Source organism: Pseudomonas sp. P106(2024), from assembly GCF_057480815.1.
Genome location: NZ_JBLIYU010000006.1, coordinates 247,164 through 271,906 on the forward strand (window position 1 = coordinate 247,164; position 24,743 = coordinate 271,906).

The 24,743-nt window shown below is 63.5% G+C and carries 20 protein-coding genes; 7 read left to right on the plus strand and 13 right to left on the minus strand.

Going from position 1 to position 24,743, the window contains the following annotated elements:
* Positions 1–2: 2 nt before the first annotated feature.
* From AC25M7_RS12945 to acs, 12 genes are all read right to left on the minus strand, one after another.
* Entirely contained in the window at positions 3–293 is a 291-nt protein-coding gene (locus AC25M7_RS12945) for a hypothetical protein (protein WP_011534960.1), read from the minus strand.
* Positions 294–308: 15 nt separating this feature from the next.
* The gene (gene astB / locus AC25M7_RS12950; protein ID WP_062360657.1) at positions 309–1,658 is read right to left on the minus strand and encodes an N-succinylarginine dihydrolase; all 1,350 of its coding nucleotides are present in this window, start codon (positions 1,656–1,658) and stop codon (positions 309–311) included.
* Positions 1,659–1,681: 23 nt separating this feature from the next.
* A complete protein-coding gene (astD, locus tag AC25M7_RS12955) occupies positions 1,682–3,145 on the minus strand; it encodes a succinylglutamate-semialdehyde dehydrogenase (RefSeq protein ID WP_062360656.1) in 1,464 nt (487 codons plus the stop codon).
* On the minus strand, positions 3,146–4,174 hold the full coding sequence (gene astA, locus AC25M7_RS12960) for an arginine N-succinyltransferase (RefSeq protein WP_486971124.1): 1,029 nt from the start codon (positions 4,172–4,174) through the stop codon (positions 3,146–3,148).
* 55 nt (positions 4,175–4,229) lie between these two features.
* Complete coding sequence (aruF, locus tag AC25M7_RS12965; RefSeq protein WP_307942272.1) at positions 4,230–5,249, minus strand: arginine/ornithine succinyltransferase subunit alpha; 1,020 nt, start codon at positions 5,247–5,249, stop codon at positions 4,230–4,232.
* A 136-nt stretch (positions 5,250–5,385) separates the two neighbouring features.
* Positions 5,386–6,606: an aspartate aminotransferase family protein gene (locus AC25M7_RS12970; RefSeq protein WP_028691067.1), complete on the minus strand. Its 1,221-nt coding sequence runs from the start codon at positions 6,604–6,606 to the stop codon at positions 5,386–5,388.
* Positions 6,607–6,934: 328 nt separating this feature from the next.
* Positions 6,935–7,915, minus strand: coding sequence for a transcriptional regulator ArgR (gene argR, locus AC25M7_RS12975; RefSeq protein ID WP_028691068.1), 981 nt, complete (start codon positions 7,913–7,915; stop codon positions 6,935–6,937).
* Between the two features lie 103 nt (positions 7,916–8,018).
* Positions 8,019–8,783, minus strand: coding sequence for an ABC transporter ATP-binding protein (locus AC25M7_RS12980; RefSeq protein WP_023630946.1), 765 nt, complete (start codon positions 8,781–8,783; stop codon positions 8,019–8,021).
* 22 nt (positions 8,784–8,805) lie between these two features.
* Positions 8,806–9,504 carry an ABC transporter permease gene (locus tag AC25M7_RS12985; RefSeq protein WP_050706737.1) on the minus strand — a complete coding sequence of 233 codons (699 nt, stop codon included), beginning with the start codon at positions 9,502–9,504 and terminating at the stop codon, positions 8,806–8,808.
* Positions 9,501–10,190, minus strand: a complete 690-nt coding sequence (locus tag AC25M7_RS12990) for an ABC transporter permease (protein ID WP_028691070.1) — start codon at positions 10,188–10,190, stop codon at positions 9,501–9,503. The genes AC25M7_RS12985 and AC25M7_RS12990 overlap by 4 nt, the downstream gene beginning before the upstream one ends.
* A gap of 91 nt (positions 10,191–10,281) precedes the next feature.
* Positions 10,282–11,067: an ABC transporter substrate-binding protein gene (locus AC25M7_RS12995; protein WP_486971125.1), complete on the minus strand. Its 786-nt coding sequence runs from the start codon at positions 11,065–11,067 to the stop codon at positions 10,282–10,284.
* A 530-nt stretch (positions 11,068–11,597) separates the two neighbouring features.
* Positions 11,598–13,559 carry an acetate--CoA ligase gene (gene acs / locus AC25M7_RS13000; protein WP_028691072.1) on the minus strand — a complete coding sequence of 654 codons (1,962 nt, stop codon included), beginning with the start codon at positions 13,557–13,559 and terminating at the stop codon, positions 11,598–11,600.
* 407 nt (positions 13,560–13,966) lie between these two features.
* On the opposite strand from acs, the gene AC25M7_RS13005 reads away from it, so the two are divergent.
* Positions 13,967–14,221, plus strand: a complete 255-nt coding sequence (locus AC25M7_RS13005) for a DUF2790 domain-containing protein (RefSeq protein WP_023630669.1) — start codon at positions 13,967–13,969, stop codon at positions 14,219–14,221.
* Between the two features lie 186 nt (positions 14,222–14,407).
* On the opposite strand, the gene AC25M7_RS13010 is transcribed toward AC25M7_RS13005, so the two are convergent.
* Positions 14,408–15,967: a sigma-54-dependent phenylalanine hydroxylase transcriptional regulator PhhR gene (locus AC25M7_RS13010; RefSeq protein WP_028691073.1), complete on the minus strand. Its 1,560-nt coding sequence runs from the start codon at positions 15,965–15,967 to the stop codon at positions 14,408–14,410.
* A 256-nt stretch (positions 15,968–16,223) separates the two neighbouring features.
* Between AC25M7_RS13010 and phhA the strand changes: the two genes are divergently transcribed.
* The 6 genes from phhA (at position 16,224) to AC25M7_RS13040 (ending at position 24,728) form a co-directional block, all read left to right on the plus strand.
* A complete protein-coding gene (gene phhA, locus AC25M7_RS13015; RefSeq protein WP_028691074.1) occupies positions 16,224–17,012 on the plus strand; it encodes a phenylalanine 4-monooxygenase in 789 nt (262 codons plus the stop codon).
* Between the two features lie 38 nt (positions 17,013–17,050).
* Positions 17,051–17,407, plus strand: coding sequence for a 4a-hydroxytetrahydrobiopterin dehydratase (locus AC25M7_RS13020; RefSeq protein ID WP_028691075.1), 357 nt, complete (start codon positions 17,051–17,053; stop codon positions 17,405–17,407).
* Positions 17,404–18,600: an amino acid aminotransferase gene (locus AC25M7_RS13025; RefSeq protein WP_213883127.1), complete on the plus strand. Its 1,197-nt coding sequence runs from the start codon at positions 17,404–17,406 to the stop codon at positions 18,598–18,600. Before AC25M7_RS13020 ends, AC25M7_RS13025 begins: the two co-directional genes overlap by 4 nt.
* 238 nt (positions 18,601–18,838) lie before the next feature.
* Entirely contained in the window at positions 18,839–18,967 is a 129-nt protein-coding gene (locus AC25M7_RS13030; RefSeq protein WP_256582346.1) for a hypothetical protein, read from the plus strand.
* Between the two features lie 163 nt (positions 18,968–19,130).
* Positions 19,131–23,411 carry a deaminase domain-containing protein gene (locus AC25M7_RS13035; protein WP_486971126.1) on the plus strand — a complete coding sequence of 1,427 codons (4,281 nt, stop codon included), beginning with the start codon at positions 19,131–19,133 and terminating at the stop codon, positions 23,409–23,411.
* Positions 23,412–23,537: 126 nt separating this feature from the next.
* Positions 23,538–24,728: an MFS transporter gene (locus tag AC25M7_RS13040; protein WP_028691078.1), complete on the plus strand. Its 1,191-nt coding sequence runs from the start codon at positions 23,538–23,540 to the stop codon at positions 24,726–24,728.
* Positions 24,729–24,743 lie beyond the last annotated feature (15 nt).

Below are 24,743 nucleotides of genomic sequence, written 5' to 3' on the forward strand. Positions count from 1 at the left end.
CCTTAGTGGTGGTGGCCGCAGTCCGGGCCGTGGACGTGGTCGTCGTCACCGGCGACGTCGGCCGGTTCCATTTCCAGTTGCAGGCTGACCAGGTTGGTGGCCATCGGGCGCAGCAGCAGATTGGCGTACTCGGTGTCGTCTTCCTCGACATCGACGCCGATCAGCAGCTGGCCGCGGCCGTCCTGCTGGATCCACACTTCCTTGCCTTGCCAGACCACGGCAAAACGGGTGCAGGAGGTTTCCAGCTGGGTGCCGTCTTCATCTTCCAGGATCAGGCGCAGGGCGTCGGACATTGCAATTTCTCTCTATCAAGGTTGGCGTTGGAACGGATACACCGAACCCAGCTTGAGGATCTGGGTCAGTTCATCCAGGGCCGTGCGGCATTCCACCAGCAACTGCGGGTCGGCCAGGTCCGCTTCGCCGAGGCGATCGCGGTAATGCTTGTCGACCCACTGCACCAGGGTGTCGTACAGCGAGGCGGTCATGATAACGCCTGGATTGACCGCCGCCAGTTCGTTTTCCTTCAGCGCCACACGCAGACGCAGGCAAGCCGGGCCGCCACCGTTCTGCATGCTCTGCTTGAGGTCGAACACCTTGACCTCCTTCACCGGACCGCCCCGGCTGGTCAATTGACTCAGGTAAGCCCAGACGCGCTCGTTGTTGCGGCACTCTTCCGGCACCACCAGCAGCATCGAACCGTCCTCGCGGCTGAGCAACTGGCTGTTGAACAGGTAGGAACGCACCGCGTCCTCCACCGTCACTGCCGCGCGCGGCACGCAGATACCCTGGAAGTTGCCACCCTTGCTGGCCAGTTTAGCCTGCAACTGGCCGAGCACCGCGTGGGTCTCGAGGAAGGCGTCCTCGTGGTAGAACAGCACCTCGCCGTTGCCCACCGAGATCACGTCGTTGTGGAACACGCCCTGGTCGATCACCGCCGGATTCTGTTGAGCGTAGACCACGCCATCATCGCTCAGCCCGTGCAGGCGAGCGACAGCCTGGGAGGCTTCCAGGGTCTGGCGCGCCGGATACTTCTGCGGCGCGGGATAGCGGCTGTCGAAGGCGCTGCGGCCATAGACGAAGAACTCGACGCCGGCCTCGCCATAGGCGCGGCAGAAGCGGGTGTGGTTGGCCGCGCCCTCGTCACCGAACTGGGCCACCGCTGGCAGCGCCTCATGGTGGGCGAAGACCTTGTCATCGCTGAACATGGCGCCCAGCACACGGCTGGTGGTCGGGTGCTCGATGCTGCGGTGGTACTTGCAGTTGAGGTTGGCGGCGGTGAAGTGCACGCGGCCATCGGCAGTGTCGGCGCTGGGGCTGACGGTGGCGGCGTTGGCCACCCACATGCTCGAGGCCGAGCAACTGGCGACCAGCAGCGGCATGGCTTCCTTCGCGGCGCGCTGGATCACTTCGCCGTCGCTGCCGGTGAAGCCCAGGCGGCGCAAGGCGGCCACGTCCGGGCGCTCCTGCGGGGCCAGCACGCCCTGCTTGAAGCCCATTTCCATCAGCGCCTTCATCTTCGCCAGGCCCTGGCGCGCCGCCTCGCGCGGGTTGGAACCCTGCTGGCTGTTGCTCTGCGAGGCCACGTTGCCGTAGGACAGGCCGCCGTAGTTGTGGGTCGGCCCCACCAGGCCATCAAAATTCACTTCAAAGGATTTCATCGGCAAGGCTCCGAGACCGGTTGTTATAGGGTGACGCCCGGCGTCAGGGTCGCCGGCAGTGCAAGGCTCGCGGTCTCCAGCGAAGCCACGGGGTAGGCGCAGTAGTCCGCCGCGTAGTAGGCGCTGGCGCGGTGGTTGCCGCTGGCGCCGACGCCACCGAACGGCGCGCTGCTGGCGGCGCCGGTCAGCTGCTTGTTCCAGTTGACGATGCCGGCGCGGCTGCGCAGCCAGAAGTGCTGGTAGCGGGCATTGGAGTCCGACAGCAGGCCGGCGGCCAGGCCGTACTGGGTGTTGTTGGCCTCCTTGATCGCCGCATCGAAGTCGGCGTAGCGGATCACCTGCAGCAGCGGGCCGAAGAACTCTTCGTCCGGGCGCTCGGCCACGGCGCTGACATCGATGATGCCCGGCGTGAGCAAGGCCGCGTCGGCCTGCGGCTGGGTCATCTCCAGCAGCGTCACCGCGCCCTTGGCGAGCAGGTCGGCCTGGGCCGCCAGCAGCGCGCGGGCCGCCTGCAGCGATATCACCGAGCCCATGAATGGCGCGGGTTGCTGATCGAAGGCACCCACACTGATGTTGCGGCTCACCTCGACCAGGCGCTGGATCAGCGCGTCACCCCAGGCGCCCTGCGGCACCAGCAGGCGGCGGGCGCAGGTGCAGCGCTGGCCGGCGGAGATGAACGCCGACTGGATGATGGTGTACACCGCAGCGTCCAGGTCCTTGACCTCATCGACAACCAGCGGGTTGTTGCCGCCCATTTCCAGGGCGAGAATCTTGTCCGGGCGGCCGGCGAACTGCTGGTGCAGCAGGTTGCCGGTGCGACTGGAACCGGTGAAGAACAAGCCATCGATACCCGGGTTAGCGGCCAGCGCGACGCCGGTATCGCGAGCGCCCTGGACCAGGTTGAGCACGCCGGCCGGCAAGCCAGCCTCGATCCAGCACTGCACCGTCAGCTCGGCGACCTTCGGGGTCAGCTCGCTGGGCTTGAACACCACGCAGTTGCCGGCCAGCAGCGCCGGAACAATGTGCCCGTTGGGCAAGTGGCCGGGGAAGTTGTACGGGCCGAACACCGCCACCACGCCATGGGGCTTGTGCCGCAGCACGGCGGTGGCGTCGGCCAGCGGGCCGCTCTTCTCGCCGGTGCGCTCGCGATAGCTTTGCACCGAGATGGCGACCTTGTTGACCATGCTGGTCACTTCGGTAGCCGACTCCCACAGAGGCTTGCCGGTTTCCTCACCAATGCAGCGCGACAACGCCTCGGCATTGGCCTTGAGCTTGTCGGCGAAGGCCTCCAGCACGCTGATACGCGCTTCCAGGCTCAGCGAAGCCCAGGCCGGGAACGCCTGGCGGGCGGCCTGCACGGCAGCTTCGACCTGGGTGGCGTCGGCGCCCTGCCCTTGCCATATCACCGCCTGGGTGACGGGATTGAGCGACTGCAGGGTTTCACCCTGGCCGGCCAGCCAGTGGCCGGCGATGTAATGCGTGTTCATTTACTGGGCCTCCCGAGCGGCGGACAGCGGCACGGCGCGGACATTGTCGCCGGCGCCCAGGCGCAGGCGCTTGGCAGTCTGCGGATCGACCACCAGAGTGCCTGCCGCCAGGCGCGCCGGTGCGGCGGTGATGCGGCAATCTTCGCGCTTGCGGTTGTGAATGATGTAAGGGGTGGCGTCGTCACCCGGGGTGCCGACGGCCAGTACCAGGGTCTCGCTGTCACGCACAGCGCGGATCTTCGAGGTCTCGCACTCGATGGCGGGACCTGCGTCGAAGATGTCGACGTAACCCTGGTAGTTGAAGCCTTCGCGCTTGAGCATGGCCAGCGCCGGCTCCGTGTCGGTGTGCACGCGACCGATGACGTTGCGCGCCGCTTCCGAGAGGAAGCAGGTGTACAGTGGAAACTTGGGCATCAGCTCGGCGATGAACGACTTGTTGCCCACGCCGGTCAGGTAGTCGGCCTGGCTGAACTCCATCCTGAAGAAGTGCCGGCCCAGGCTCTCCCAGAAGGGCGAACGGCCTGCCTCGTCGGACATGCCGCGCATCTCGGCGATGATCTTGTTGCCGAACAGCTGCGGGAACTCGGCGATGAACAGCATCCGCGCCTTGGACAGCAGACGACCATTGAGACCGCTGCGGTAGTCGCTGCGCAGGAACAGCGAGCACAGCTCGGAGTTGCCGGTCAGGTCGTTGGCCAGGAACAGCGTGGGAATCTCGCGGTAGATGTTCAGTTCCTGCGAGGCGCTGACGGTCAGCCCGACCCGGTAGTTGTACCAGGGCTCACGCAGGCCGACGGCACCGGCGATGGCGCTGATGCCGACCACGAGGCCTTCGTCGTTCTCCAGCACGAACAGGTAGTCGGTGTCGCCGCGCTCGGCTTCGCCGCGAAAGCTCTTCTCGGCCCAGCCGACGCGCTGGCCGAGGCGCTCCTCGTTGGCGGGCAGCGTGGTCAGCCCGGTGGTGCCGGTGCTGCGGGCCAATTCGATCAGCGCGGGTAAATCGCTGCTGCGTACAGGACGAACGATCATGCTATCTCCTTGTGCGGCGGTCTGTGCCTGCCGCGAAACTCTCTGTTGCGGCGGTTCAGACCGCGACCAGGCGCACGCTGGCGCCTTCGCCGACCCCCAGGGCCTCGGCGGCTTCGCCGCTCAGGCTGACCGGCTTGCCCGGCACCCAGTCCAACTCGAGCAGCACGGCGCGGTAATCCTGCAACTGGCCATTGCACACCAGGTACGGACGGCCACCCTTGACCGGCGTCTGGTCGAGCTTGACCGGCACCACCCGGCTATGGGCGATGGAGCGGATACCCGAGGCGCGGGCGTGCAGGGTCGGGCCGCCGTCGAAGATGTCGATGTAGTGCTCGGTCTCGAAGCCTTCGCGCATGAGGATGTCGAAGGTGATCTGCGCCCGCGGGTGCACCTGGCCCATGGCTTCCTGTGCCTGGTCGGCCAACAGCGGCACATAGATCGGGTAGTGCGGCATCAGTTCGGCGAGGAAAGTGCGGCTCTTGAGGCCGCAGAGGCGCTCGGCGTCGGCGTAGTTGAGGTCGAAGAAGTTGCGGCCGATGGCGTCCCAGAACGGCGACTCGCCCTGCTCGTCGCTGTAGCCGACAATCTCGGTCACCACCGAGTCGGCGAAGCGCTCAGGGTGCGCGGCCATGAACAGCAGGCGGCCGCGGGAGTTGAGCTCGGCGAAGGCGCTGCTCACCAGCTCCGGCACCACGTAGAAACTGGTCAGCAAGCTGTTGCCGGTGAGGTCGTGGCACAGCGACAGGACGTGGATCTTGTTGTGGATCTTCAGCTCGCGGGAGGCGTGCACGAAGGTCTCGTTGCGAAAGCTGTAGAACGGCTCGGAGTAGCCGGCCGAGGCGACAATGGCCGAGCAGCCGACCAGTTTGCCGGTGGCGCTGTCCTCGAGCACGAAGAAGTAGCTCTCCTCGCCATTGAAGCTGACCTCGGCGGCGAAGGAGGTTTCCGAGGCGGCGATCTTGTCGCCCAGGCGGCCGGCGTCATCCGGCAGCGAGGTGACACCAATGGGGCTGTCGGCAGCCATGCGCTGCACTTCGTTCAGATCAGCCATTTGCGCGGGGCGCATCACCAGCATGGTGTCACTCCTTTCGGGAAAGCGCGCCGATCACATCGACACGGAAAAACGGCGGGCACGCGCCACCACCTGCAAGCAGGTGCCCGCACTGGAATTCAGGTATCGCCGGCCCCGTCTGGAGGCCGGCGAAGGGCGATCAGCCCTTGGTCAGTTTTGCCACGGCACGTTCGAAACGATCCAGGCCTTCGTCGATGTCGGCATCCTCGACCACAAGGCTCGGGGCGAAGCGCACCACGTCGGGACCGGCCTGCAGAACCATCACGCCCTCCTTCTCGGCGGCGTTTAGAATGTCCTTGGCCTTGCCTTTCCAGGCCTCGCTCAACACGCAGCCGATCAGCAGGCCGACGCCACGCACCAGGGTGAACAAGCCGGTTTCCTGGCCGATCTTCTCCAGACGGGCCTTGAAGCGCTCATGCTTGGCCTTGATGCCTGCCAGGGTTTGCGGGGTGTTGACCACATCCAGCACGGCGCAGGCGACGGCACAGGCCAGCGGGTTGCCGCCGTAGGTAGTGCCGTGGGTGCCGACGGCCAGGTGCTTGGCCAGGTCACTGGTGGTCAGCATAGCGCCGATCGGGAAGCCGCCACCCAGGCTCTTGGCGCTGGTCAGGATGTCCGGGGTCACGCCGTAGTGCTGGTAGGCATACAGCGAGCCGGTACGGCCAACGCCGGTCTGCACTTCGTCGAAGATCAGCAATGCGTTGTGCTCATCGCACAGCTTGCGCGCGCCTTCCAGGTAGGCCTTGTCGGCCGGGACCACGCCGCTCTCGCCCTGGATCGGCTCGATGACCACAGCGCAGGTCTTGTCGGAAATCTGTGCCTTCAGCGCTTCCAGGTCGTTGTATGGCACATGGCTGATGCCGGTGATCTTCGGACCGAAGCCGTCGGAGTACTTGGGCTGGCCACCGACGCTGACGGTGAACAGGGTACGACCGTGGAAGCTGTTCACGGTCGCGATGATCTCGTGCTTCTCCGGGCCAAAGCGGTCGTGGGCGACGCGACGGGCCAGCTTGAAGGCGGCCTCGTTGGACTCGGCGCCGGAGTTGCAGAAGAACGCGCGCTCGGCAAAGGTCGCGTCCACCAGCTTGTGCGCCAGGCGCAGGGCCGGCTCGTTGGTGAACACGTTGGAGACGTGCCAGAGGGTGTTGGCCTGCTCGGTGAGCGCCTTGACCAGCGCCGGGTGGCAGTGGCCCAGGGCATTCACGGCGATGCCGCCGGCGAAGTCGATCAGCTCGCGACCGGTCTGGTCCCAGACTCGGGAACCCTCGCCTCGTACAGGAATGAACGCCGCCGGGGAGTAGTTGGGAACCATGACCTGGTCGAAATCGGCACGTTGCACCGGGGCTTGCTCAACGGACATCTGAGTCTCCTGAAGAGGAACGCTGGCCTGGAAGTGGCGAGCGATGAGGGGATTGTAAGGACTGATTGGCGCCTGTCCTTGCTGCCAGGCGACAACTTGTTACAGCGCCAAACCGTGTTTTCACGCGGTTTTCGGCAATGCGACAAACAGTGTCGCAATCGCGCAGTGTAACGGGAGGACGGGGTGTCGGGGAGATGCCCGGCGAGAATTGGGTGAACGGGTGTTCACATATATAAACCCCATCGCGGGGCAAACCCTCTCCCACACACAGCGCAAGCCGTGGGAGCGGGCCCGCCCCGCGATAGCGTCTTCGCAGGAAGGAAGGTCTTCAGCCCCGCTCGGCCGGCGCCGAACTCAGCTCGAATGGGCTGCTGCTGCGCCGCTGGTTACGGTCTTCACGCGGCGTGGCGCCAAAGAAGTTGCGGTACGCACTGGAGAAATGCGGCCCCGAGGAGAACCCGCAGGACAGCCCGATCTGGATGATCGACTTGCTGGTCTGCATCAGCATCTGCCGTGCCTTGTTCAGGCGCAGCTCCAGGTAATACTGACTGGGCACTCGATTGAGGTACTGCTTGAAAATCCGCTCCAGCTGGCGACGGGACACGCACACATGCTGGGCGATCTCGTCGGTGGTCAGCGGCTCCTCGATATTGGCCTCCATCAGCAGCACCGCCTGGGTGAGCTTGGGATGACTGGAGCCCAGGCGATTCTGCAGCGGAATGCGCTGGCGCTCGCCGCCTTCACGGATACGCTCGACCACCAGCTCTTCGGACACCGCGCCCGCCAGCTCCGCGCCATGATCGCGCGCCAGCACCGCCAGCAACAGGTCGGTCACTGCCATGCCACCGCAGGCCGTCAGGCGGTCACGGTCCCAGTCGAACAGATGACTGGTGGCGATCACCTTGGGGTAGCGCTCGGCGAAATCATCCTGCCAACGCCAGTGCACCGCGGCGCGGTAGCCATCGAGCAGGCCCAGCGCCGCCAGCGGGTACACGCCGGCGGACAGGCCACCGATCATGCAGCCGCTGCGCGCCAGTTGCTTGAGCGCGGCGGACAGCGACGATCCGATTGTCACCGGTGGCTCATCGGCCAGCAGGAACAGTTTGTGGCAACCCTCGAGACGACCGTTCCATGCCTCGCCCGGCAAGCGCCAGGGGCCCTCCTGCCCGGCTTCGGCCTGCAAATAGCTCAACTCGTAGACCACGTCCGGATGCACCCGCTGGGCCACCTGCAGCACCTCTTCAGCCAACGCCAGGGTCAGCGGCTTGGTACTTGGCCAGATGAGAAATCCGATTCGCTGGGTGGTCATAGGGCGTGGTCCGAAACCTGGAAGGAAGGGTTCGCGCTTGTGGCGCCAGGGCGTGCCGCGCGGATGGCGCAGCATGCCCCATTAGGGTGCAAATGTGCAGCGATTACTTCAAGCTGCCGGAAAGGAACTGCTTGAGGCGCTCGGACTGCGGATTGACCAGCACCTCGCGCGGGCAGCCGCGCTCCTCCACCAAACCCTTGTGCAGGAACACCAGCTGGTTGGACACCTCGCGGGCAAAGCCCATCTCGTGAGTGACCACGACCATGGTGCGGCCTTCCTGGGCCAGCGACTGCATGACCTTGAGCACATCGCCCACCAGCTCCGGGTCGAGCGCCGAGGTCGGTTCGTCAAACAGCATCACCTCAGGCTCCATGGCCAGGGCGCGGGCGATGGCCACGCGCTGCTGCTCGCCGCCGGACATGTGGCCAGGGAAGGCATCCTTGCGATGGGACACGCCGACCTTCGCCAGGTAGTGCTCGGCCTTCTCCAGCGCTTCCTTCTTGTTCACCCCCAGCACGTGCACCGGCGCTTCGATGACGTTCTCAAGCGCGGTCATGTGCGACCAGAGGTTGAAATGCTGAAACACCATCGACAGCCGCGAGCGCATGCGCTGCAGTTGTTTCGGGTCGGCGGCCTTGAGCGCGCCGTCCTTGCCGGCCACCAGCTTGAGCTCTTCGTTGTTGAGCAGGATCTTGCCCGCGTGCGGCTGCTCCAGCAGGTTGATGCAGCGCAGGAAAGTCGATTTGCCCGAACCGCTGGAGCCGATGATGCTGATGACGTCGCCTGCCTTGGCTTCGAGGGAGACGCCCTTGAGCACCTCATGGCTGCCGTAGCGCTTGTGCAGGTCTTGGATTTGGAGTTTGTACATGCTGTCGGATCTCACAGAGCGGTCAGTGCTTGCGCGGCGCCAGGTAGCCGAGCCAGCGGCGTTCGGCCATCTTGAACAGGCGCACGAGGATGAAGGTCAGGCACAGGTAGAACACGCCCGCCGTGATGTAGGCCTCGAAAGGCAGGTAGTACTGGGCGTTGACCGTGCGCGCGGCACCGGTGATGTCGATCAGGGTGACGATCGACGCCAGGCTGGTGGTCTGCAGCATCATGATCACTTCGTTGCTGTACTGCGGCAGCGCCCGGCGCAGCGCCGAAGGCAGGAGGATGCGGCGGTACATCTTCATGCGCGACATGCCGATGGCCTTGGCCGCCTCGATCTCGCCGTGAGGCGTGGCCTTGAGGCTGCCAGCGATGATCTCGGCGGTGTAGGCGCTGGTGTTGATGGCAAAAGCCAGGCAGGCGCAGAAGGTCGCGCTGGACAGCCACGGCCACAGGAAGCTTTCGCGCACCGCCTCGAACTGGGCCAGGCCGTAGTAGATCAAAAACAGCTGCACCAGCATCGGCGTGCCGCGGATCACGTAGGTGTACAGCCAGGCACTCATGTTCACCAGCGGCTGCTTGGAGACGCGCATCAGACCCAGCGGAACAGCCGCCAGCAGACCGAACAGCAGCGACAGCGCCAGCAGCTTGAGGGTGGTCAGCAGGCCGCCCAGATAAAGCGGCATGGCCTCCCAGATGACGTTGTAGTCGAAGATCATAGTTCAGCCGCCTTGACGCCCACCGAGTAGCGCTTCTCGAGATACTTCAGCGCCAGCAGCGAGACACTGGTCAGCACCAGGTACAACGCCGCCACCGCGAGGAAGAAGGTGAAAGGTTCGCGGGTGGCGTCCGCCGCCTGCTTGGCCTTGAACATCATGTCCTGCAGGCCGACCACCGAAATCAGCGCGGTCGCCTTGGTCAGCACCAGCCAGTTGTTGGTGAAGCCAGGGATCGCCAGACGGATCATCTGCGGCACCATGATGCGGAAGAACACCTGGACACCGCTCATGCCATAGGCCGCGCCCGCCTCGGCCTGCCCCTTGGGAATACCCAGGAAAGCGCCGCGGAAGGTTTCCGAGAGGTAGGCACCAAAGATGAAGCCCAGGGTGCCGATGCCGGCGACCAGCGGGTTCAGGTCGATGTAGTCGTCATAGCCGAGCAGCGGCGCCACCCGGTTGATGATGTCCTGGCCGCCATAGAAGATCAGCAGGATCAGGACCAGGTCAGGGATGCCACGGATCACCGTGGAATACAGATCCCCCAGCCAGGCCAGCCAGCGCACCGGCGACAAGCGCAGCGCCACGCCGATCAGGCCGAGGACGATGGCCAGGGCCATCGACGACAGGGCGAGCTGCAGCGTCAGCCACGCCCCATCGAGGATGACTGCCCCATAGCCTTTCAACATGATTCGAATTCCTCAGGGCTTGGGAATGAAAAATGGTGCAAACCTCAGAGATTCTGCTGTTTGCACCATTGCACAGGTGAAACTCGAGGGCTTACTTCGAGTCTGGACCGTAGATATCGAAGTTGAAGTACTTCTTCTCGATTTCTTTGTATTTGCCGTTGGCACGGATAGCGTCGATGGCCGCGTTAATGCGCTCGGCGTTGGCGGTGTCGCCCTTGCGCACGGCAATGCCGACACCGTCACCGAAGTACTTGGTATCGGTGAAGGCCGGGCCTACGAAGGCGAAGCCCTTGCCGGCGTCGGTTTTCAGGAAACCGTCTTCAAGCAGGGTGGCGTCGGCCACGGTACCGTCCAGGCGACCGGCGGCGACGTCCAGGTAGATTTCGTTCTGGGTGCCGTAAGGCACGACGGTAGCGCCTTGCGCGCCCAGGACTTCCTTGGCGAAGCGATCATGGATCGAGCCGCGCTGCACGCCGATCTTCTTGCCCTTGAGCTCAACCAGGCTGTCGCTGACGGCAGTGCCTTCCTTCATGACCAGACGCGCCGGGGTGAGGTAGTAGCGCTTGGTGAAGTCGACCGACTTCTTGCGATCATCAGTGATCGACATGGACGAGAGGATGGCGTCGATCTTGCGCACTTTCAGCGCCGGAATCAGGCCGTCGAACTCCTGCTCGACCCAGGTGCACTTGGCTTTCATCTGTTCGCACAGGGCGTTGCCGATGTCGTAGTCAAAGCCGGCGAGGCTGCCATCGGGTTGCTTGAAGGCGAAGGGTGGGTAGGCGGCCTCGATACCGATCTTCAACGGCTTCTCATCGGCCTGCGATACCAGGGAAAACACGGAAAGCGCCATGGCGCCAAGCAGTGCGAGCTTCTTCATCAGGTAACTCCATCGGTACGGGGCAATACAAGGCAGTTGTAACGGCTGCCCGATATGCGAATGGGTACAGCGCGAGCCGCGCAGGTTTCGACCAAGGTCGCAGACCACGAGCGAGTGAGTGGCATTCTAGCGACAGCCCGGTGGTCGATATTTCTTCAAAGCGACAACTAATTACAGAAGCGCCAGGAACCGCGGCGGGCGATATTGACAGCTCCTGCGAGATATGCAAGAGCAAAAGAGAAATAACCTATACCCAAAGCAATAAGCGGGCCCATTATTGGCAAAGCCTTGTATTCCGGCAAGTGCAGCGTGCGACCCCGCACAAAATGCTCGCAGCAATGCACTCAAATGGCACGCGAATGTTTCCACAAGCCCCGCATTTGGGCGAAATCGGTGACAGCCAGGGTTACCGATGGATGTCGGAGTAACAGTCGGTATCAGTAAAGCAAAAACCCCGCCGGGCATGGGCGGGGTTTTTGCTGATGGCCGTATCGCGGGACAGGTCCGCCCCACGATTGCGACGCTTCAACTCAAGCGGTGGCCAGGCTCATCGCCTTGTGGGTGTCGATCAGGTGCTGCACCACCCCTGGGTCGGCCAGGGTGGAGATATCACCCAGCGCATCGTACTCGCCGGTGGCGATCTTGCGCAGGATGCGGCGCATGATCTTGCCCGAGCGGGTCTTCGGCAGCCCCGGCGCCCACTGAATCACATCCGGCGAGGCGATCGGGCCGATCTCCTTGCGCACCCAGTTCTTCAGCTCCTGGCGCAGTTGCTCGCTCGACTCCTCGCCGGCGTTGAGGGTGACATAGACGTAGATACCCTGCCCCTTGATGTCGTGCGGCACGCCCACCACGGCCGCCTCGGCGACCTTCGGATGCGCCACCATCGCGCTCTCGATCTCAGCGGTACCCATGCGATGCCCTGAGACGTTGAGCACATCATCGACACGGCCGGTGATCCAGTAGTAGCCGTCTTCGTCGCGGCGGGCACCGTCACCGGTGAAGTACATGCCGCGGAAGGTCTTGAAGTAGGTGTCGACGAAACGGTCGTGGTCGCCGTACAGCGAACGCGACTGGCCCGGCCAGGAGTCGAGGATCACCAGGTTGCCCTCGGCGGCGCCTTCGATCAGGTTGCCCAGGTTATCCACCAGCGCTGGCACCACGCCGAAGAACGGACGCGTCGCCGAGCCCGGCTTCAGCGCGGTGGCGCCCGGCAGCGGGCTGATCAGTACACCGCCGGTCTCGGTCTGCCACCAGGTATCGACAATCGGGCAACGTTCCTTGCCGACGGTCTTGTAGTACCAGTTCCAGGCCTCGGGGTTGATCGGCTCACCCACCGAGCCCAGCAGGCGCAGACTGGAGCCATCAGCACCGGCCACCGCCGCCTCGCCCTCGGCCATCATGGCGCGAATGGCGGTCGGCGCGGTGTAGAGGATATTGACCTTGTGCTTGTCGACGATCTTCGACACCCGGGTGATGTCCGGGTAGTTCGGCACGCCCTCGAACAGCAGTGTGGTGGCGCCATTGGCCAGCGGGCCGTAGACGATATAGCTGTGGCCGGTGACCCAGCCCACATCGGCGGTGCACCAGTAGACCTCGCCCGGACGGTAGTCGAACACGCGCTCGTGGGTCAGCGCGGCATACACCAGGTAACCGCCGGTGGTGTGCAGCACGCCCTTGGGCTTGCCGGTGGAGCCAGAGGTATAGAGGATGAACAGCGCCTCCTCGGCGCCCATCTCTTTCGGCGCGCAGTGGCTGGAAGCAACCTTCATCAGGTCTTCGTACCAGATGTCGCGGTGCTGGTGCCAAGCGATGTCGCCACCGGTGCGCTTGCACACGATGATCTTCTGTACGCTGTTGGTTTCAGGGTTGGTCAGGGCCAGGTCGACATTGGCCTTGAGCGGGGTGCGACGGCCACCGCGCAGGCCTTCGTCGGCGGTGATCACCACTTTCGACTTGCAGTCGATGATGCGCCCGGCCAGCGCCTCCGGCGAGAAGCCGCCGAACACCACCGAGTGGATCGCGCCGATGCGGGCACAGGCCAGCATGGCGACCACGGCCTCGGGGATCATCGGCATGTAGATGGTCACCACGTCACCACGGTGCACGTCCTGGCCACGCAGGGCGTTGGCGAACTTGCAGACCTGCTCGTGGAGCTCGCGATAGGTAATGTTGCGGTGTTCGGAAGGGTCGTCGCCTTCCCAGATGATCGCCAGCTGGTCGCCGCGCTCGGCGAGATGGCGGTCCAGGCAATTGTAGGAAACGTTCAGAGTGCCGTCGGCGAACCACTTGATGTCGACATGGTGGTCGTCGAACGAGGTCTGCTTGACCTTGGTGAAAGGCTTGATCCAGTCCAGACGCTGGGCCTGCTCGCGCCAGAAGCCGTCCGGGTTGATCACCGATTGCTGGTACATGGCCTTGTAGGTGGCCTCGTCGGTCAGGGTACTGGCCGCAACCTCGGGACGAACGGGATACAGTGGAGCCGCACTCATCTGTGTTACCTCGGTGTAATAGTTGTTTTTGTATGGAACCGTTTGTAACTGTACCAGAGCGGCCAAGACCATTCGACGTTGGTAGTAACACGACGGGTCGTCGACCTACCGATCGGGCGCGACCGCTCTAGTACATGGCATGCAGCCATCGTCGAGAGGAAAAGACAGGGTTTCGACGGGGATTGTTACAGATTCTGTCAAAAGACTTTATCAAAACCCCCTCTGTTTCAGCCGTGGGCGCCCCCCCTAAAATTCATCTCGCCAGCAACGGCAACGCGATTAACTTGGTAACAGCCCCCACGCAGGCAGCGTTAATCCGTATCTCATCCCGATAGTTGAAACTTGCTGTACTCGCGGCGCCATAAGCGCCGCGTGCCCCCTCACGACCTTAGACAGGTAACTTGAAAATGAAAGCTTTACTGGTATTGGTACTTGGCGGTTTTTGCGGCGCGGCATTGGCCGGCGAAGCAAAAGATGTCGAGCAGATTCCGGTTGAACAGTACAGTTATTCGCAGCACCTGGACATCGCCCGCGTCATCTCCATGAGCGAAGTGCCAAATGTCTGCGAAGTGGTGCCGGCCCGTATGACCTACGAGGACTCCCAGGGCCAGAAGCATATTCTCGAATACCGCGTGATGGGGAACGGTTGTTCCAACGGCTGAGGCGACCGCGCCAATCTCAAGCCTTGCGCGATCCCTGTAGGAGCGGCCTTTTGTCGCGAAAGGGCCGCAAAGCGGCCCCGGCGATCTTTGCATGCTGCTAAAACCCCGGGGCTGCTACGCAGCCCTTTCGCGACACAAGTCCGCGCCCACAAGACCAAGTGTAACTTTCAAGGCAATTAGCCACGCTCACTCCCCTGACTTGCTCAACGAATAATCCCGCAACTTGTTGGCAATGGTCGTATGGGAAACCCCCAATCTTTTCCCCAGCGCCCGGCTACTTGGAAATTCACTCATCAAACTTTCCAATACCGCCTTTTCAAACCGCCCGACAATTTGCGAAAGATCGCCATCCAGGGAAAACTCGCCCAATGGCTGGCGTGCGCCATAATCCGGCAAACGGATATGTTCGCTCTTCACCACCCCGCCCTCGCACAACGACACCGCCTGGAACAGCACGTTCTCCAGCTGGCGCACGTTGCCCGGCCAATGATATTGAGCAAGCTTGTCCATCGCCGCCGGTGCCAAGCGCGGCATCGGGCAACCGATCTGCCGGCTGGCCTGGTCAAGGAAGTGCTGCACCAGCCCCTCCAGGCCATCCATGCATTCGCGCAGCGGCGGAATATGCAGCGACAGCACGTTGAGGCGATGGTAGAGGTCCTGGCGGAACTCGCCCCGGGCACATAGCTCGGACAGGTCGACCTGGGTCGCGCAGATCACCCGCACATCCAGGTACACCTCTTCGTCACTGCCGACCCGGCGGAAACAGCCATCCTGCAGAAAGCGCAGCAGCTTGACCTGCAAGCGCGGGCTCATCTCCCCGACGCCATCGAGGAACAGCGTGCCACCGGCGGTAAGCTCCAGCAGCCCCAGCTTGCCTTCGGCACGCGCGCCTTCGAACGCCCCCGGGCCGTAGCCGAACAGCTCGGTTTCGGCCATCGACTCCGGCAGGCCGGCGCAGTTGAGCGCCATCAGCGGCGCCTGGCCACGGGGGCTGGCCAAGTGGCAGGCGCGCGCCAGCAATTCCTTGCCGGTACCGGTCTCGCCCTCGATCAGCAGCGGCGCATCCAGCGGCGCCATGCGCCGCGCCTCGCGCACCACCGCAGCCATCACCCGCGAGCTCTGGAAGATGCTGTCGAAGCCTCGCAGCTCCTGCTTGCGCACGTTGTAGATACGCTCGCCGATGCGATCGGCGCGATGCAGGGTGATCACCGCACCCGCCAGGGCCTCGCTGTCATCGTGCTCCGACTGCAATGGCGCGATATCAGCGAGGAACACATCGCCCTTGACCTTGATGCGCAGGCCGTTGATGCGCGACTTGTTGGCGCGGATCAGCTCCGGCAGGTCGAAGTCCTCGACATAGCGCGACAACGGAATGCCCGGCACCTCGTCCACCCGCACCCCGAGCAACTGTGCCGCGCCACGGTTGGCGGCAACGATGCTGCCACCCATGTCGATCGACAGCACCGGGAAATCCAGCGCGCCCAGCAAAGCGTTCAGTTCCATGTGTCGGCGCTCGCTGGGCATCAGGCCGACGCGCTTGACCCCGAACACCCCGGCGATCGACTCGAACTTCGGCCGCAGCGCCTGGAACTGCAAGTTGATCAGGTTTGGGCAGTGCAGGTAGATGGCGTTGCCATGATCGCCGCCCACCTCGCCGCGCAACACGTTGATGCCGTACTCCACCAGCAGGTTGAGGATATCCCGCAGGATGCCGATGCGGTTCTGGCAGTGCACTTTGATACGCATGAAAGGTCTCGAAGCGGCCAAGGTTTTTACTCGGCACGCGGAAAATTCGTAAAGATAAACTGACAGAATTACCCTTCTGCCCAGCTCGATACCCGTGATTTTCCGGCACAAGGGCATTTTTGTAAAATTATCGTTACGATTTCAGGACCAGCGGATAGCCATAACTGACCTCAACCCCGGTGCAAAGCCGCGTTTGTAGGGATATTCCTAAGGTATGTCCTGTACATAACAAGAACGCCCTCACCAGGAGAGCCACATGAAACAGACGCAATACGTGGCACGCGAGCCCGATGCGCATGGTTTTATCGACTACCCGCAGCAAGAGCATGCGGTGTGGAACACCCTGATCACTCGCCAACTGAAAGTGATCGAAGGCCGGGCATGCCAGGAATACCTGGACGGCATCGAGCAGCTCAAGCTGCCCCATGACCGCATCCCCCAACTCGGCGAAATCAACAAGGTGCTGGGCGCCACCACCGGCTGGCAGGTTGCCCGCGTGCCGGCGCTGATCCCTTTCCAGACCTTCTTCGAGCTGCTGGCCAGCAAGCGCTTCCCGGTCGCCACCTTCATCCGCACACCCGAAGAGCTGGACTACCTGCAGGAGCCCGACATCTTCCACGAGATCTTCGGTCACTGCCCGCTGCTGACCAACCCCTTCTTCGCCGAATTCACCCACACCTACGGCAAACTCGGCCTGGCGGCGACCAAGGAACAGCGTGTGTACCTGGCGCGCCTTTACTGGATGACCATCGAGTTCGGCCTGATGGAAACCGCGCAGGGTCGCAAGATCTACGGCGGCGGTATCCTCTCCTCGCCGAAGGAGACCGTCTACAGCCTGTCAGGCGAGCCGGAGCACCAGACCTTCGACCCGATCGAGGCCATGCGCACGCCGTATCGCATCGATATCCTGCAGCCCCTGTACTTCGTCCTGCCGAACATGAAGCGCCTGTTCGACCTGGCCCACGAAGACATCATGGCCATGGTCCACCAAGCCATGCAGCTGGGCCTGCACGCACCGAAGTTTCCACCCAAGGTCGCCGCCTGAGCGCCCCTGTCGATAACAACTCAAACCGGAAAACACCCATGAATGCCTTGAACCAAGCCCACTGCGAAGCCTGCCGCGCCGATGCGCCGAAAGTCACCGACGAGGAACTGGCGGAACTGATCCGCGAGATCCCGGACTGGAACATCGAAGTCCGCGACGGCCACATGGAGCTCGAGCGCGTGTTCCTGTTCAAGAACTTCAAGCACGCCCTGGCTTTCACCAATGCCATTGGCGAAATCGCTGAAGCCGAAGGCCATCACCCGGGCCTGCTGACCGAATGGGGCAAGGTCACCGTGACCTGGTGGAGCCACTCGATCAAGGGCCTGCACCGCAACGACTTCATCATGTGCGCGCGCACCGACGAAGTCGCCAAGACCGCCGAAGGGCGCAAGTGATGCACTTCGCAGCCATCGGCCGGGTCCCTGGCGACCCGATCCTCGGGCTGATGGAGGCCTACGCCCGCGACGCCAACCCGGCCAAGTTTGACCTGGGAGTCGGCGTGTTCAAGGACGCCCAGGGTCTGACGCCGATTCCCGCGGCGGTCAAACAGGCCGAGCAGCGCCTGGTCGAACGCCAGGCCACCAAAAGCTACATCGGCGGCCATGGCGACGCGGCGTTTGGCCGCCTGGTCAGCGAACTGGTGCTGGGCAGCGACTCGCCGCTGCTGGCCAGCCAGCGCGCCGGCGCGACCCAAACCCCGGGCGGCACCGGTGCCCTGCGCCTGGCCGCGGAGTTCATCGCCCATTGCCTGCCGGGGCGTGGCATCTGGCTAAGCGACCCGACCTGGCCGATCCACGAGACGATCTTCGCCGGCGCCGGGCTCACGGTGTCCCACTACCCCTACGTGGGCAAGGACAACCGCCTGAACGTCGACGGCATGCTCGCCGCGCTGGAACAGGCAGCGCAAGGCGATGTGGTGCTGCTGCACGCCTGCTGCCACAACCCGACCGGCTTCGACCTGGGCCAGGACGACTGGCGCGCGGTGCTCGACATTGTCAAGCGCCGCAACCTGCTGCCGTTGATCGACTTCGCCTACCAAGGCTTCGGTGACGGCCTGGAAGAAGACGCATGGGCGGTGCGCCTATTTGCCGCCGAACTGCCAGAACTGCTGGTCACCAGCTCCTGCTCGAAGAACTTCGGCCTGTACCGCGATCGCACCGGCGCCCTGCTGGTGTGCAGCCACGATGCCGAGAAACTGCTGGATGTGCGCAGCCAATTGGCGTTCATTGCGCGCAACCTGTGGTCGACGCCACCGGACCATGGCGCCGCGGTGGTCGCCGAGATCCTCGGTGATCCGGCGCTCAAGGCGCTGTGGGTCGAGGAAGTGAACGCCATGCGCCAGCGCATCGCCGAGCTTCGTCTAGGCCTGGTGCAGGCGCTGGCCCCACATGGCCTGGCCGAGCGTTTCGCGCACATCGCCGCGCAACGCGGGATGTTCTCTTACACCGGGCTGAACCCCGAGCAAGTGCGCCTGCTGCGTGAGCGGCACAGTGTGTACATGGTCGGTACCGGCCGGGCGAACATCGCCGGGGCGGATGCACGACGCCTGGAGCAATTGGCGGCAGCCATCGCCGACGTCTGTCGCTGATATCTGGCCGATATGGCGTGGGAGCGGGCTTGCCCCGCGATAGTGCTATCGCGGGGCAAGCCCGCTCCCACGCGCCCTCCTCAAGCTCCCCTTGACCGATAGCCGACCGCTTGAACCGACCAGCGCCCGGCAAAAATCTCAAACTGTCACCCAGACTGCTGTATCCTGCCCCAGCTTTTCGAAGCCACACATGCGCCCTGGCGCCGCCTTTTCACTCACACTTGCGAGGAACGACGAGATGCATGAAATCCCGAATCTTCCCTTCCCAAGCCTGAACCCCGAAGAGCAATCCGTTGCCGCCCACGCCGAACCGACGCCCGCCGTCGACCAGGACGGCGATGATCAATCCAGCGCCGACCAGGAATAACCCGCGCACCGTTCGACAGTGTGAAAACGGCTGACCTGCGGGAGCTTCCCCATCATCACGTTTTCACACCGTCAAGACACCTTTCACGCCACGCCATATCCTCTTACCGCACCGACCTGCCCCACTCCGACAAACTGCGGCCTTCCAAAACGGAGGCTCCCGCATGTTTCGCCGCTCTCATCTCAACGCCGCCGAAAAGGCAAAAATCCTCGCCCTGACTCCCGCCGATGTCATCGTCGTAAGCGAGCTCTCCGGACCTCAGGACATCGCCACCTCGCTTAACGACCATTTCGACCAAGCCTTCGGCGTGGACGCTCTCTATCCGAGAATGCTCATGGATCTGGAGCTCGAGACAGCCCTGGAGACAGCGCTGGGTAGCGAGCACGCCAGGCTGTACCTTAATCGCTTTCTGGGACGCGAGCGCTCTCAGCCAGCGAACCACGACGACTGTGCACTCTTCTACGGCACCTTGGCCGGGCAACTGATCAAGGTTGCCGACACCGGCAGATTTCCTGAGCTGCTACCTGACTCACACCTTGACACACCTTACGCAGTCGCCAGCTTCGCCCAGGCGCTCTGGCACACCCATCCACGCCTGACACGCGCCGTCACCTACCTTGCGGCAACGCTGTTACTCCGCGGCAAACTGAGCGTGAAGCCCCTGCGCCCGCAGCAGCCCAGACTGGAACTCGACGAGCACCTTGACCTTCCCATCCTGGCCACTCACCTGTTCAAAGCGACACCCGGTCAGCATCTCTTCGAGAATCTGCTCAATGAACTGCAGGCCGCATTCTTTTACCAAGGCTTGCACTATCGTTTCGCCACTGCGCGGGAGCGCAAGACAGACAAGCCGGTCAACCAGTATGGGCGCATCACGCTGGATGGCTCCGCCCTGAACGCCCCGGCAGGCCAGGTACTGGATGCCTTGCTGGGCGCTATCACCTTCGACCGCCTGGGCCAACGCCTGGCGGCAGCAGTGCAGTGGGACAGCACGCCGGCAAACGCCCCCGCGTACCGCGCCCTGGTCGAACAGACCTTGATCGATGCACTCTATCCTGCGACCAAGTACCGTCCAGGCCATATCCTCGATTTCGCGCTGTTCAACGCACACAACAAATACCAGCATTTGAGCGAAATTCGCCTCGACCTGATCAACAGCCTGCACAGTCATCTTGGCGGCGTGCCCGCCATGGCAGAACTGGCTGCCGAACTGCTGTTACGCCGCTTCGCACCTGAGCTGCTTATCGACGACGCTCCCGACGACTATCTCTACGATCACGATGTGCGCTGGGCCAACCTGCGCCAAGGTGCCTATCTGCTGCTGGCCCAGCGCAAGCCCGTGACCTTCGCCGCTGCAGAACAAGCTACCGACCTGCCCGACAAGCAGGCTACCCCGGCGTTCGAGGGGGCCTTGGCAGCGACCGTCGCCGAGTGGGTTCAGTTGCAGGGCCTGCTCAAGCAACCTCCACCCTGGTCTAAAGCACAATGGCAACTGGCCTATGACCATTACCTCACCGCCTGGGACCGGGAGAGCCTTCGCGATGTCCCTGATCGCTTCGAGCTGGCTCGGCATGAGCTGCGCCAGGCAGGCATCGATCCGCAGGGCAGCAACGTGGACAACCAACTGCACGTCAATGCCTACCTGGATCACGGAGCAGGCTATCGGCACAGCCAACTGCCGGATGCCACGGCACGTTACGACCGCGAGTTCCAGGCATGGCGCCAACGTGCCCGGATGATCTACGCCGATGCAATGCAGCGCTTATTGCGCCATCTGCCCCAAACAGACCAGGACCGAATGAAGAACAGTGATTGGCATTGCCATGCCGTTACATGGCCGACGTACATAGGCCCTATCAAAGGCAGCGTTCCCAGCTACGGAGACTCACCCATCGCGGACTGGAGAATGGAAATCGGCACCCAAGGCATCATCGTCCATCTCTACGGCGACACTGTCGACACCTTCTATGAGCTGTTTCCAGAGAAGCTGACCTGGCGTCGCCATGTCGTCACCAGCACACAACGCGAACGATGGATCGAGACCCTGCCTCTGGACTACACCGACTACAACGAAACCACTATTCCCTGGCAGGTCGCGCCATGGCCAACAATTGTGGAATTGGGCAAAGCGCCGATTGAACATCGCCTGGAAGCATTGATCCGCTATTACGCAGAATCCATCGCTTTGGGCAACTGCGACGCACTGTATGGCATCTGCAAAGGTACGACATCACACGAACAGTTCCTCGCCGAACAGCGCAAGGACAGTATCGGACGCTACCTGTTCAAGCTGCTGTCCAACCTGGTGCCCGGGCTAAGCTGCTTCGGCGTGCGCAATGGTACAGAAGCATTGGGCTGCGGCCTGGACGTACTTGGCACCGCGGGCAGTGCCTTCGTCTTGGGCGGACGCCTCATCAAACCCCTGGCGCGGCTCCATGGCGCAGCTGGCAAAAACGCCAAGGCGCTGCGCCTTGGCATGTTGCGAGCCGCCAGGCACTGGAAGGGCCAGCCACTGCCCACCAGGCTGCATCGCCGCGGCGCAGGCCCCAGCGACTGGCCGGGCGGCACCGACGCACGCACACGGGCCAGCCTCGCCGCACCGATTCCCCAGCACAAACTGCTGCCCGGCCACAAGCCCAATGCCATCAGACTGCTGCTGGGCGAGGGCGACGATATCACCAGAGCGTGGGAAAAAGCCTCCAACCCGGTCGTCTACCCGGTGTTCATCATCCGCGACCCAGACCATGTCGACGCGATCATCAACGGAGTCCCCTATCGCCACCGCATCGGTCAGCCTGCCGGCGTGGCCGAGCGTGTGCGCAATACGCCCCTGCTGTGGGCACAAGACCCTGTACGCCAAGCACCGCCCTATCCGGATGCTCCCGCACAGGGTATCGCGCTTCAGCTGGCGCCACCCGCCAACCAGGCCGGCACGCCCGCCTACGGCCAACAAGTGAGCCACGCCTTCGAGACCATCCGTATCGAACCGCAGCCGATCACCTACCGCGCCAACGGCGCACACGGCGACAGCGTGGCGCAGGTCATGGTGCGCGAGAATCGCCTGGTGCAATACACGCAGGAAATCATTCCCGGCAGAGGACGCCAACCTGCCAGCAGTCGAAGGGCCCTCACCCCCCTGAGCGACGACGAGGCCGATGCCATGGGCCTGCTTAATCCGCCGCACTACTACGAGGACGGCGTACTGGGTTACCCGGTAAGCGAACACTGGTTCGGCCTGCCGGCCGACATGACAGTCGATCAGGTCGCGCTGTTCAGCGGCCACTGCCCACCGGTCCGGCTAGGCCGGTTGATCCGAGGCCTTGCCGACCGTCGCACCTTGCGCGGTGCGCGCGTGCAGTACCTGGACAGCGACTGGTTGTTGGTCGAAGCCGATACCGGCGTATTCTACGGCGCCCCGTTCGACTTCGAAGCCTGGCAGCGCAGCCAGACCGCCGCCTTGCGCCAGGGCACGCTGACCCCCAGCCAGTACCCCATCCCGGCACAGGACACCCGTCTGACCTTTACCCGAGTCACCGACTTGAACGCCATCGCCCAGTACCTCGATGTCAGCGAAACCTATCGCATCGTGGCCACCAGGCCGAACCTGCAACAGGACATCGACAACCTCGCCGGCCTGCTGCGCGACTGGGTACGCCACAATCGACGCAGCAATCCACCCAGCGCACCGACCGCCCTGCAGAGCGCACTCGACCAGCTGGAAGAGGCGCAATACCCGGAATTTGCCCGCAACATCCTGACCTCGTCCCGGGCGCAGGATCAACTGGCCGGTTTTTCGCTGAACGATGTAACGGGACTGAACAAAATGATCATCCCCAAATTTCATAACCTGGCCAGCTTCGATGCCGTGGAGCAATTGCATGTCAACGGCGTGCTCAACCTGCTGCTACCCGCCTCGGGCGCACGCAGCGCCTACACCCCACTGAGCGTTGCGCAGATGCTGACCGACGGCGGCATGAGGCAATTGCGCCAACACCTGTCGGGGGCCAATTTCGCTTTTGCCACCGTCACCTTGAGGGACGGCAGCCGCCGCGTGTACTTCGCGTTGTCCGGTGGCCGGGCGAAACGGGGGATCGGTCTCCATCCTCCCGCGCCGGGCCAACAGCCGCCCATCGACTACATTGACGCCCGCGCCCGCATGCAGGGACTGGACCCGGATCCACGCTTCACCCACCTCCCCGTCCTGCGCCGCGCCAACTGGCTGACCATCAAGAACCACTGGCGCCATCTGGACTCCGAGCGCCTGATCGCCTCGACGATCAACCAGGACTTGCTCACCCGCAGTGACGATATCGCCAGCATCAAGGTCTTCACCCTGATGGATACCTGCCGCTCGTGCGGCGGCTTCGTACTGCCGCGCCTGCGTCTTGACTATCCGAACGCTGATTTCAGCGTCAGTTGGCTGTTGCCATACAGCAACTACTGACGCTCCCCACCACCGCGACAGTGGCCCCGCTGGCCACCGTCACCTGCCCCTGCAACCTTAATCCACAGCCCTGCGCCACCAGGCTATGATGACCGCGCCTTGGTCTTATCGTTTCCGGAATCCTTCATGCTTGAGCAGCGCCCCTCCTCCCTCAGGACCACCGCCCAGGTCGTCGCCATTGTCATCTTCACCTTCATCGGCTACCTGAACATCGGCATCCCGCTGGCTGTACTGCCCAGCTACGTGCACAACGACCTTGGCTTCAGCGCCGTGGTTGCCGGCCTGGTCATCAGCGTGCAGTACCTGGCCACCCTGCTCAGCCGCCCCACTGCGAGCCGCATCATCGACAACCTGGGTAGCAAGCGGGCCGTGATGTGGGGCCTGGCCGGCTGTGGCCTGAGCGGAGTGTTCATGCTGGCCTGCCACTTCCTCACACCCTGGCCCTGGCTGAGCCTTGCCTGCTTGCTGGTCGGACGCCTGGTGCTGGGTAGCGCCGAAAGCCTGGTGGGCTCTGGCTCGATCGGCTGGGGCATCGGCCGGGTCGGCTCGCAGAATACCGCCAAGGTGATTTCCTGGAACGGCATCGCCAGCTATGGCGCCCTGGCGATCGGTGCACCCCTGGGAGTCCTGATGGCCAAGAGCCTTGGCCTGTGGAGTATCGGCGCCAGCATCATCCTGCTCGGCGTGCTCGGCCTGCTGCTGGCCTGGCCCAAGCGCGCCGCGCCGGTGGTCGCCGGCGTGCGCCTGCCGTTCATGCGAGTGCTGGGCAAGGTGTTCCCCCATGGTTCGGGGCTGGCCCTGGGTTCGATCGGCTTCGGCACCATCGCCACCTTCATCACGCTGTTCTATGCCAGCCGTGACTGGCCCAACGCCGCGCTGACCCTGAGCCTGTTCGGTGCCAGCTTCATCTGCGCGCGCCTGCTTTTCGGCAACCTGATCAATCGCATCGGCGGCTTCCGCGTGGCGATCGCCTGCCTGTCGATTGAGACCCTGGGGTTGCTGATGCTGTGGCTCGCCTCCAGCGCCGAGATGGCCCTGGCCGGTGCGGCGCTGAGCGGTTTCGGATTCTCACTGGTATTTCCCGCGTTAGGGGTGGAAGCCGTGAACCAGGTGTCGCCAGCCAACCGCGGCGCGGCGGTGGGAGCCTATTCCCTGTTCATCGACCTGTCGCTGGGGATCACCGGGCCGCTGGTGGGCGCAGTGGCGGCGGGGTTCGGATTTGCCTCGATGTTCCTGTTCGCGGCGGCAGCAGCGGGATGCGGGTTGTTGTTGAGTTGTTATCTGTACCGACAAGCTCGACTGCAACGGGAGCGATAAACCGGGGGCGCTATG

Coding starts and splice junctions, on each gene's coding strand:
- AC25M7_RS12990 (WP_028691070.1), bottom strand. CDS start 10,190: ATGTTGAAAGGCTATGGGGCAGTCATCCTCGATGGGGCGTGGCTGACG.
- AC25M7_RS13030 (WP_256582346.1), top strand. CDS start 18,839: ATGCATGAAATCCCGAATCTTCCCTTCCCAAGCCTGAACCCCGAAGAG.
- AC25M7_RS13005 (WP_023630669.1), top strand. CDS start 13,967: ATGAAAGCTTTACTGGTATTGGTACTTGGCGGTTTTTGCGGCGCGGCA.
- AC25M7_RS13020 (WP_028691075.1), top strand. CDS start 17,051: ATGAATGCCTTGAACCAAGCCCACTGCGAAGCCTGCCGCGCCGATGCG.
- AC25M7_RS13010 (WP_028691073.1), bottom strand. CDS start 15,967: ATGCGTATCAAAGTGCACTGCCAGAACCGCATCGGCATCCTGCGGGAT.
- AC25M7_RS12985 (WP_050706737.1), bottom strand. CDS start 9,504: ATGATCTTCGACTACAACGTCATCTGGGAGGCCATGCCGCTTTATCTG.
- phhA (WP_028691074.1), top strand. CDS start 16,224: ATGAAACAGACGCAATACGTGGCACGCGAGCCCGATGCGCATGGTTTT.
- AC25M7_RS12970 (WP_028691067.1), bottom strand. CDS start 6,606: ATGTCCGTTGAGCAAGCCCCGGTGCAACGTGCCGATTTCGACCAGGTC.
- astB (WP_062360657.1), bottom strand. CDS start 1,658: ATGAAATCCTTTGAAGTGAATTTTGATGGCCTGGTGGGGCCGACCCAC.
- astD (WP_062360656.1), bottom strand. CDS start 3,145: ATGAACACGCATTACATCGCCGGCCACTGGCTGGCCGGCCAGGGTGAA.
- AC25M7_RS12995 (WP_486971125.1), bottom strand. CDS start 11,067: ATGAAGAAGCTCGCACTGCTTGGCGCCATGGCGCTTTCCGTGTTTTCC.
- AC25M7_RS13035 (WP_486971126.1), top strand. CDS start 19,131: ATGTTTCGCCGCTCTCATCTCAACGCCGCCGAAAAGGCAAAAATCCTC.
- AC25M7_RS12945 (WP_011534960.1), bottom strand. CDS start 293: ATGTCCGACGCCCTGCGCCTGATCCTGGAAGATGAAGACGGCACCCAG.
- argR (WP_028691068.1), bottom strand. CDS start 7,915: ATGACCACCCAGCGAATCGGATTTCTCATCTGGCCAAGTACCAAGCCG.
- AC25M7_RS12980 (WP_023630946.1), bottom strand. CDS start 8,783: ATGTACAAACTCCAAATCCAAGACCTGCACAAGCGCTACGGCAGCCAT.
- acs (WP_028691072.1), bottom strand. CDS start 13,559: ATGAGTGCGGCTCCACTGTATCCCGTTCGTCCCGAGGTTGCGGCCAGT.
- AC25M7_RS13040 (WP_028691078.1), top strand. CDS start 23,538: ATGCTTGAGCAGCGCCCCTCCTCCCTCAGGACCACCGCCCAGGTCGTC.
- aruF (WP_307942272.1), bottom strand. CDS start 5,249: ATGCTGGTGATGCGCCCCGCGCAAATGGCTGATCTGAACGAAGTGCAG.
- astA (WP_486971124.1), bottom strand. CDS start 4,174: ATGATCGTTCGTCCTGTACGCAGCAGCGATTTACCCGCGCTGATCGAA.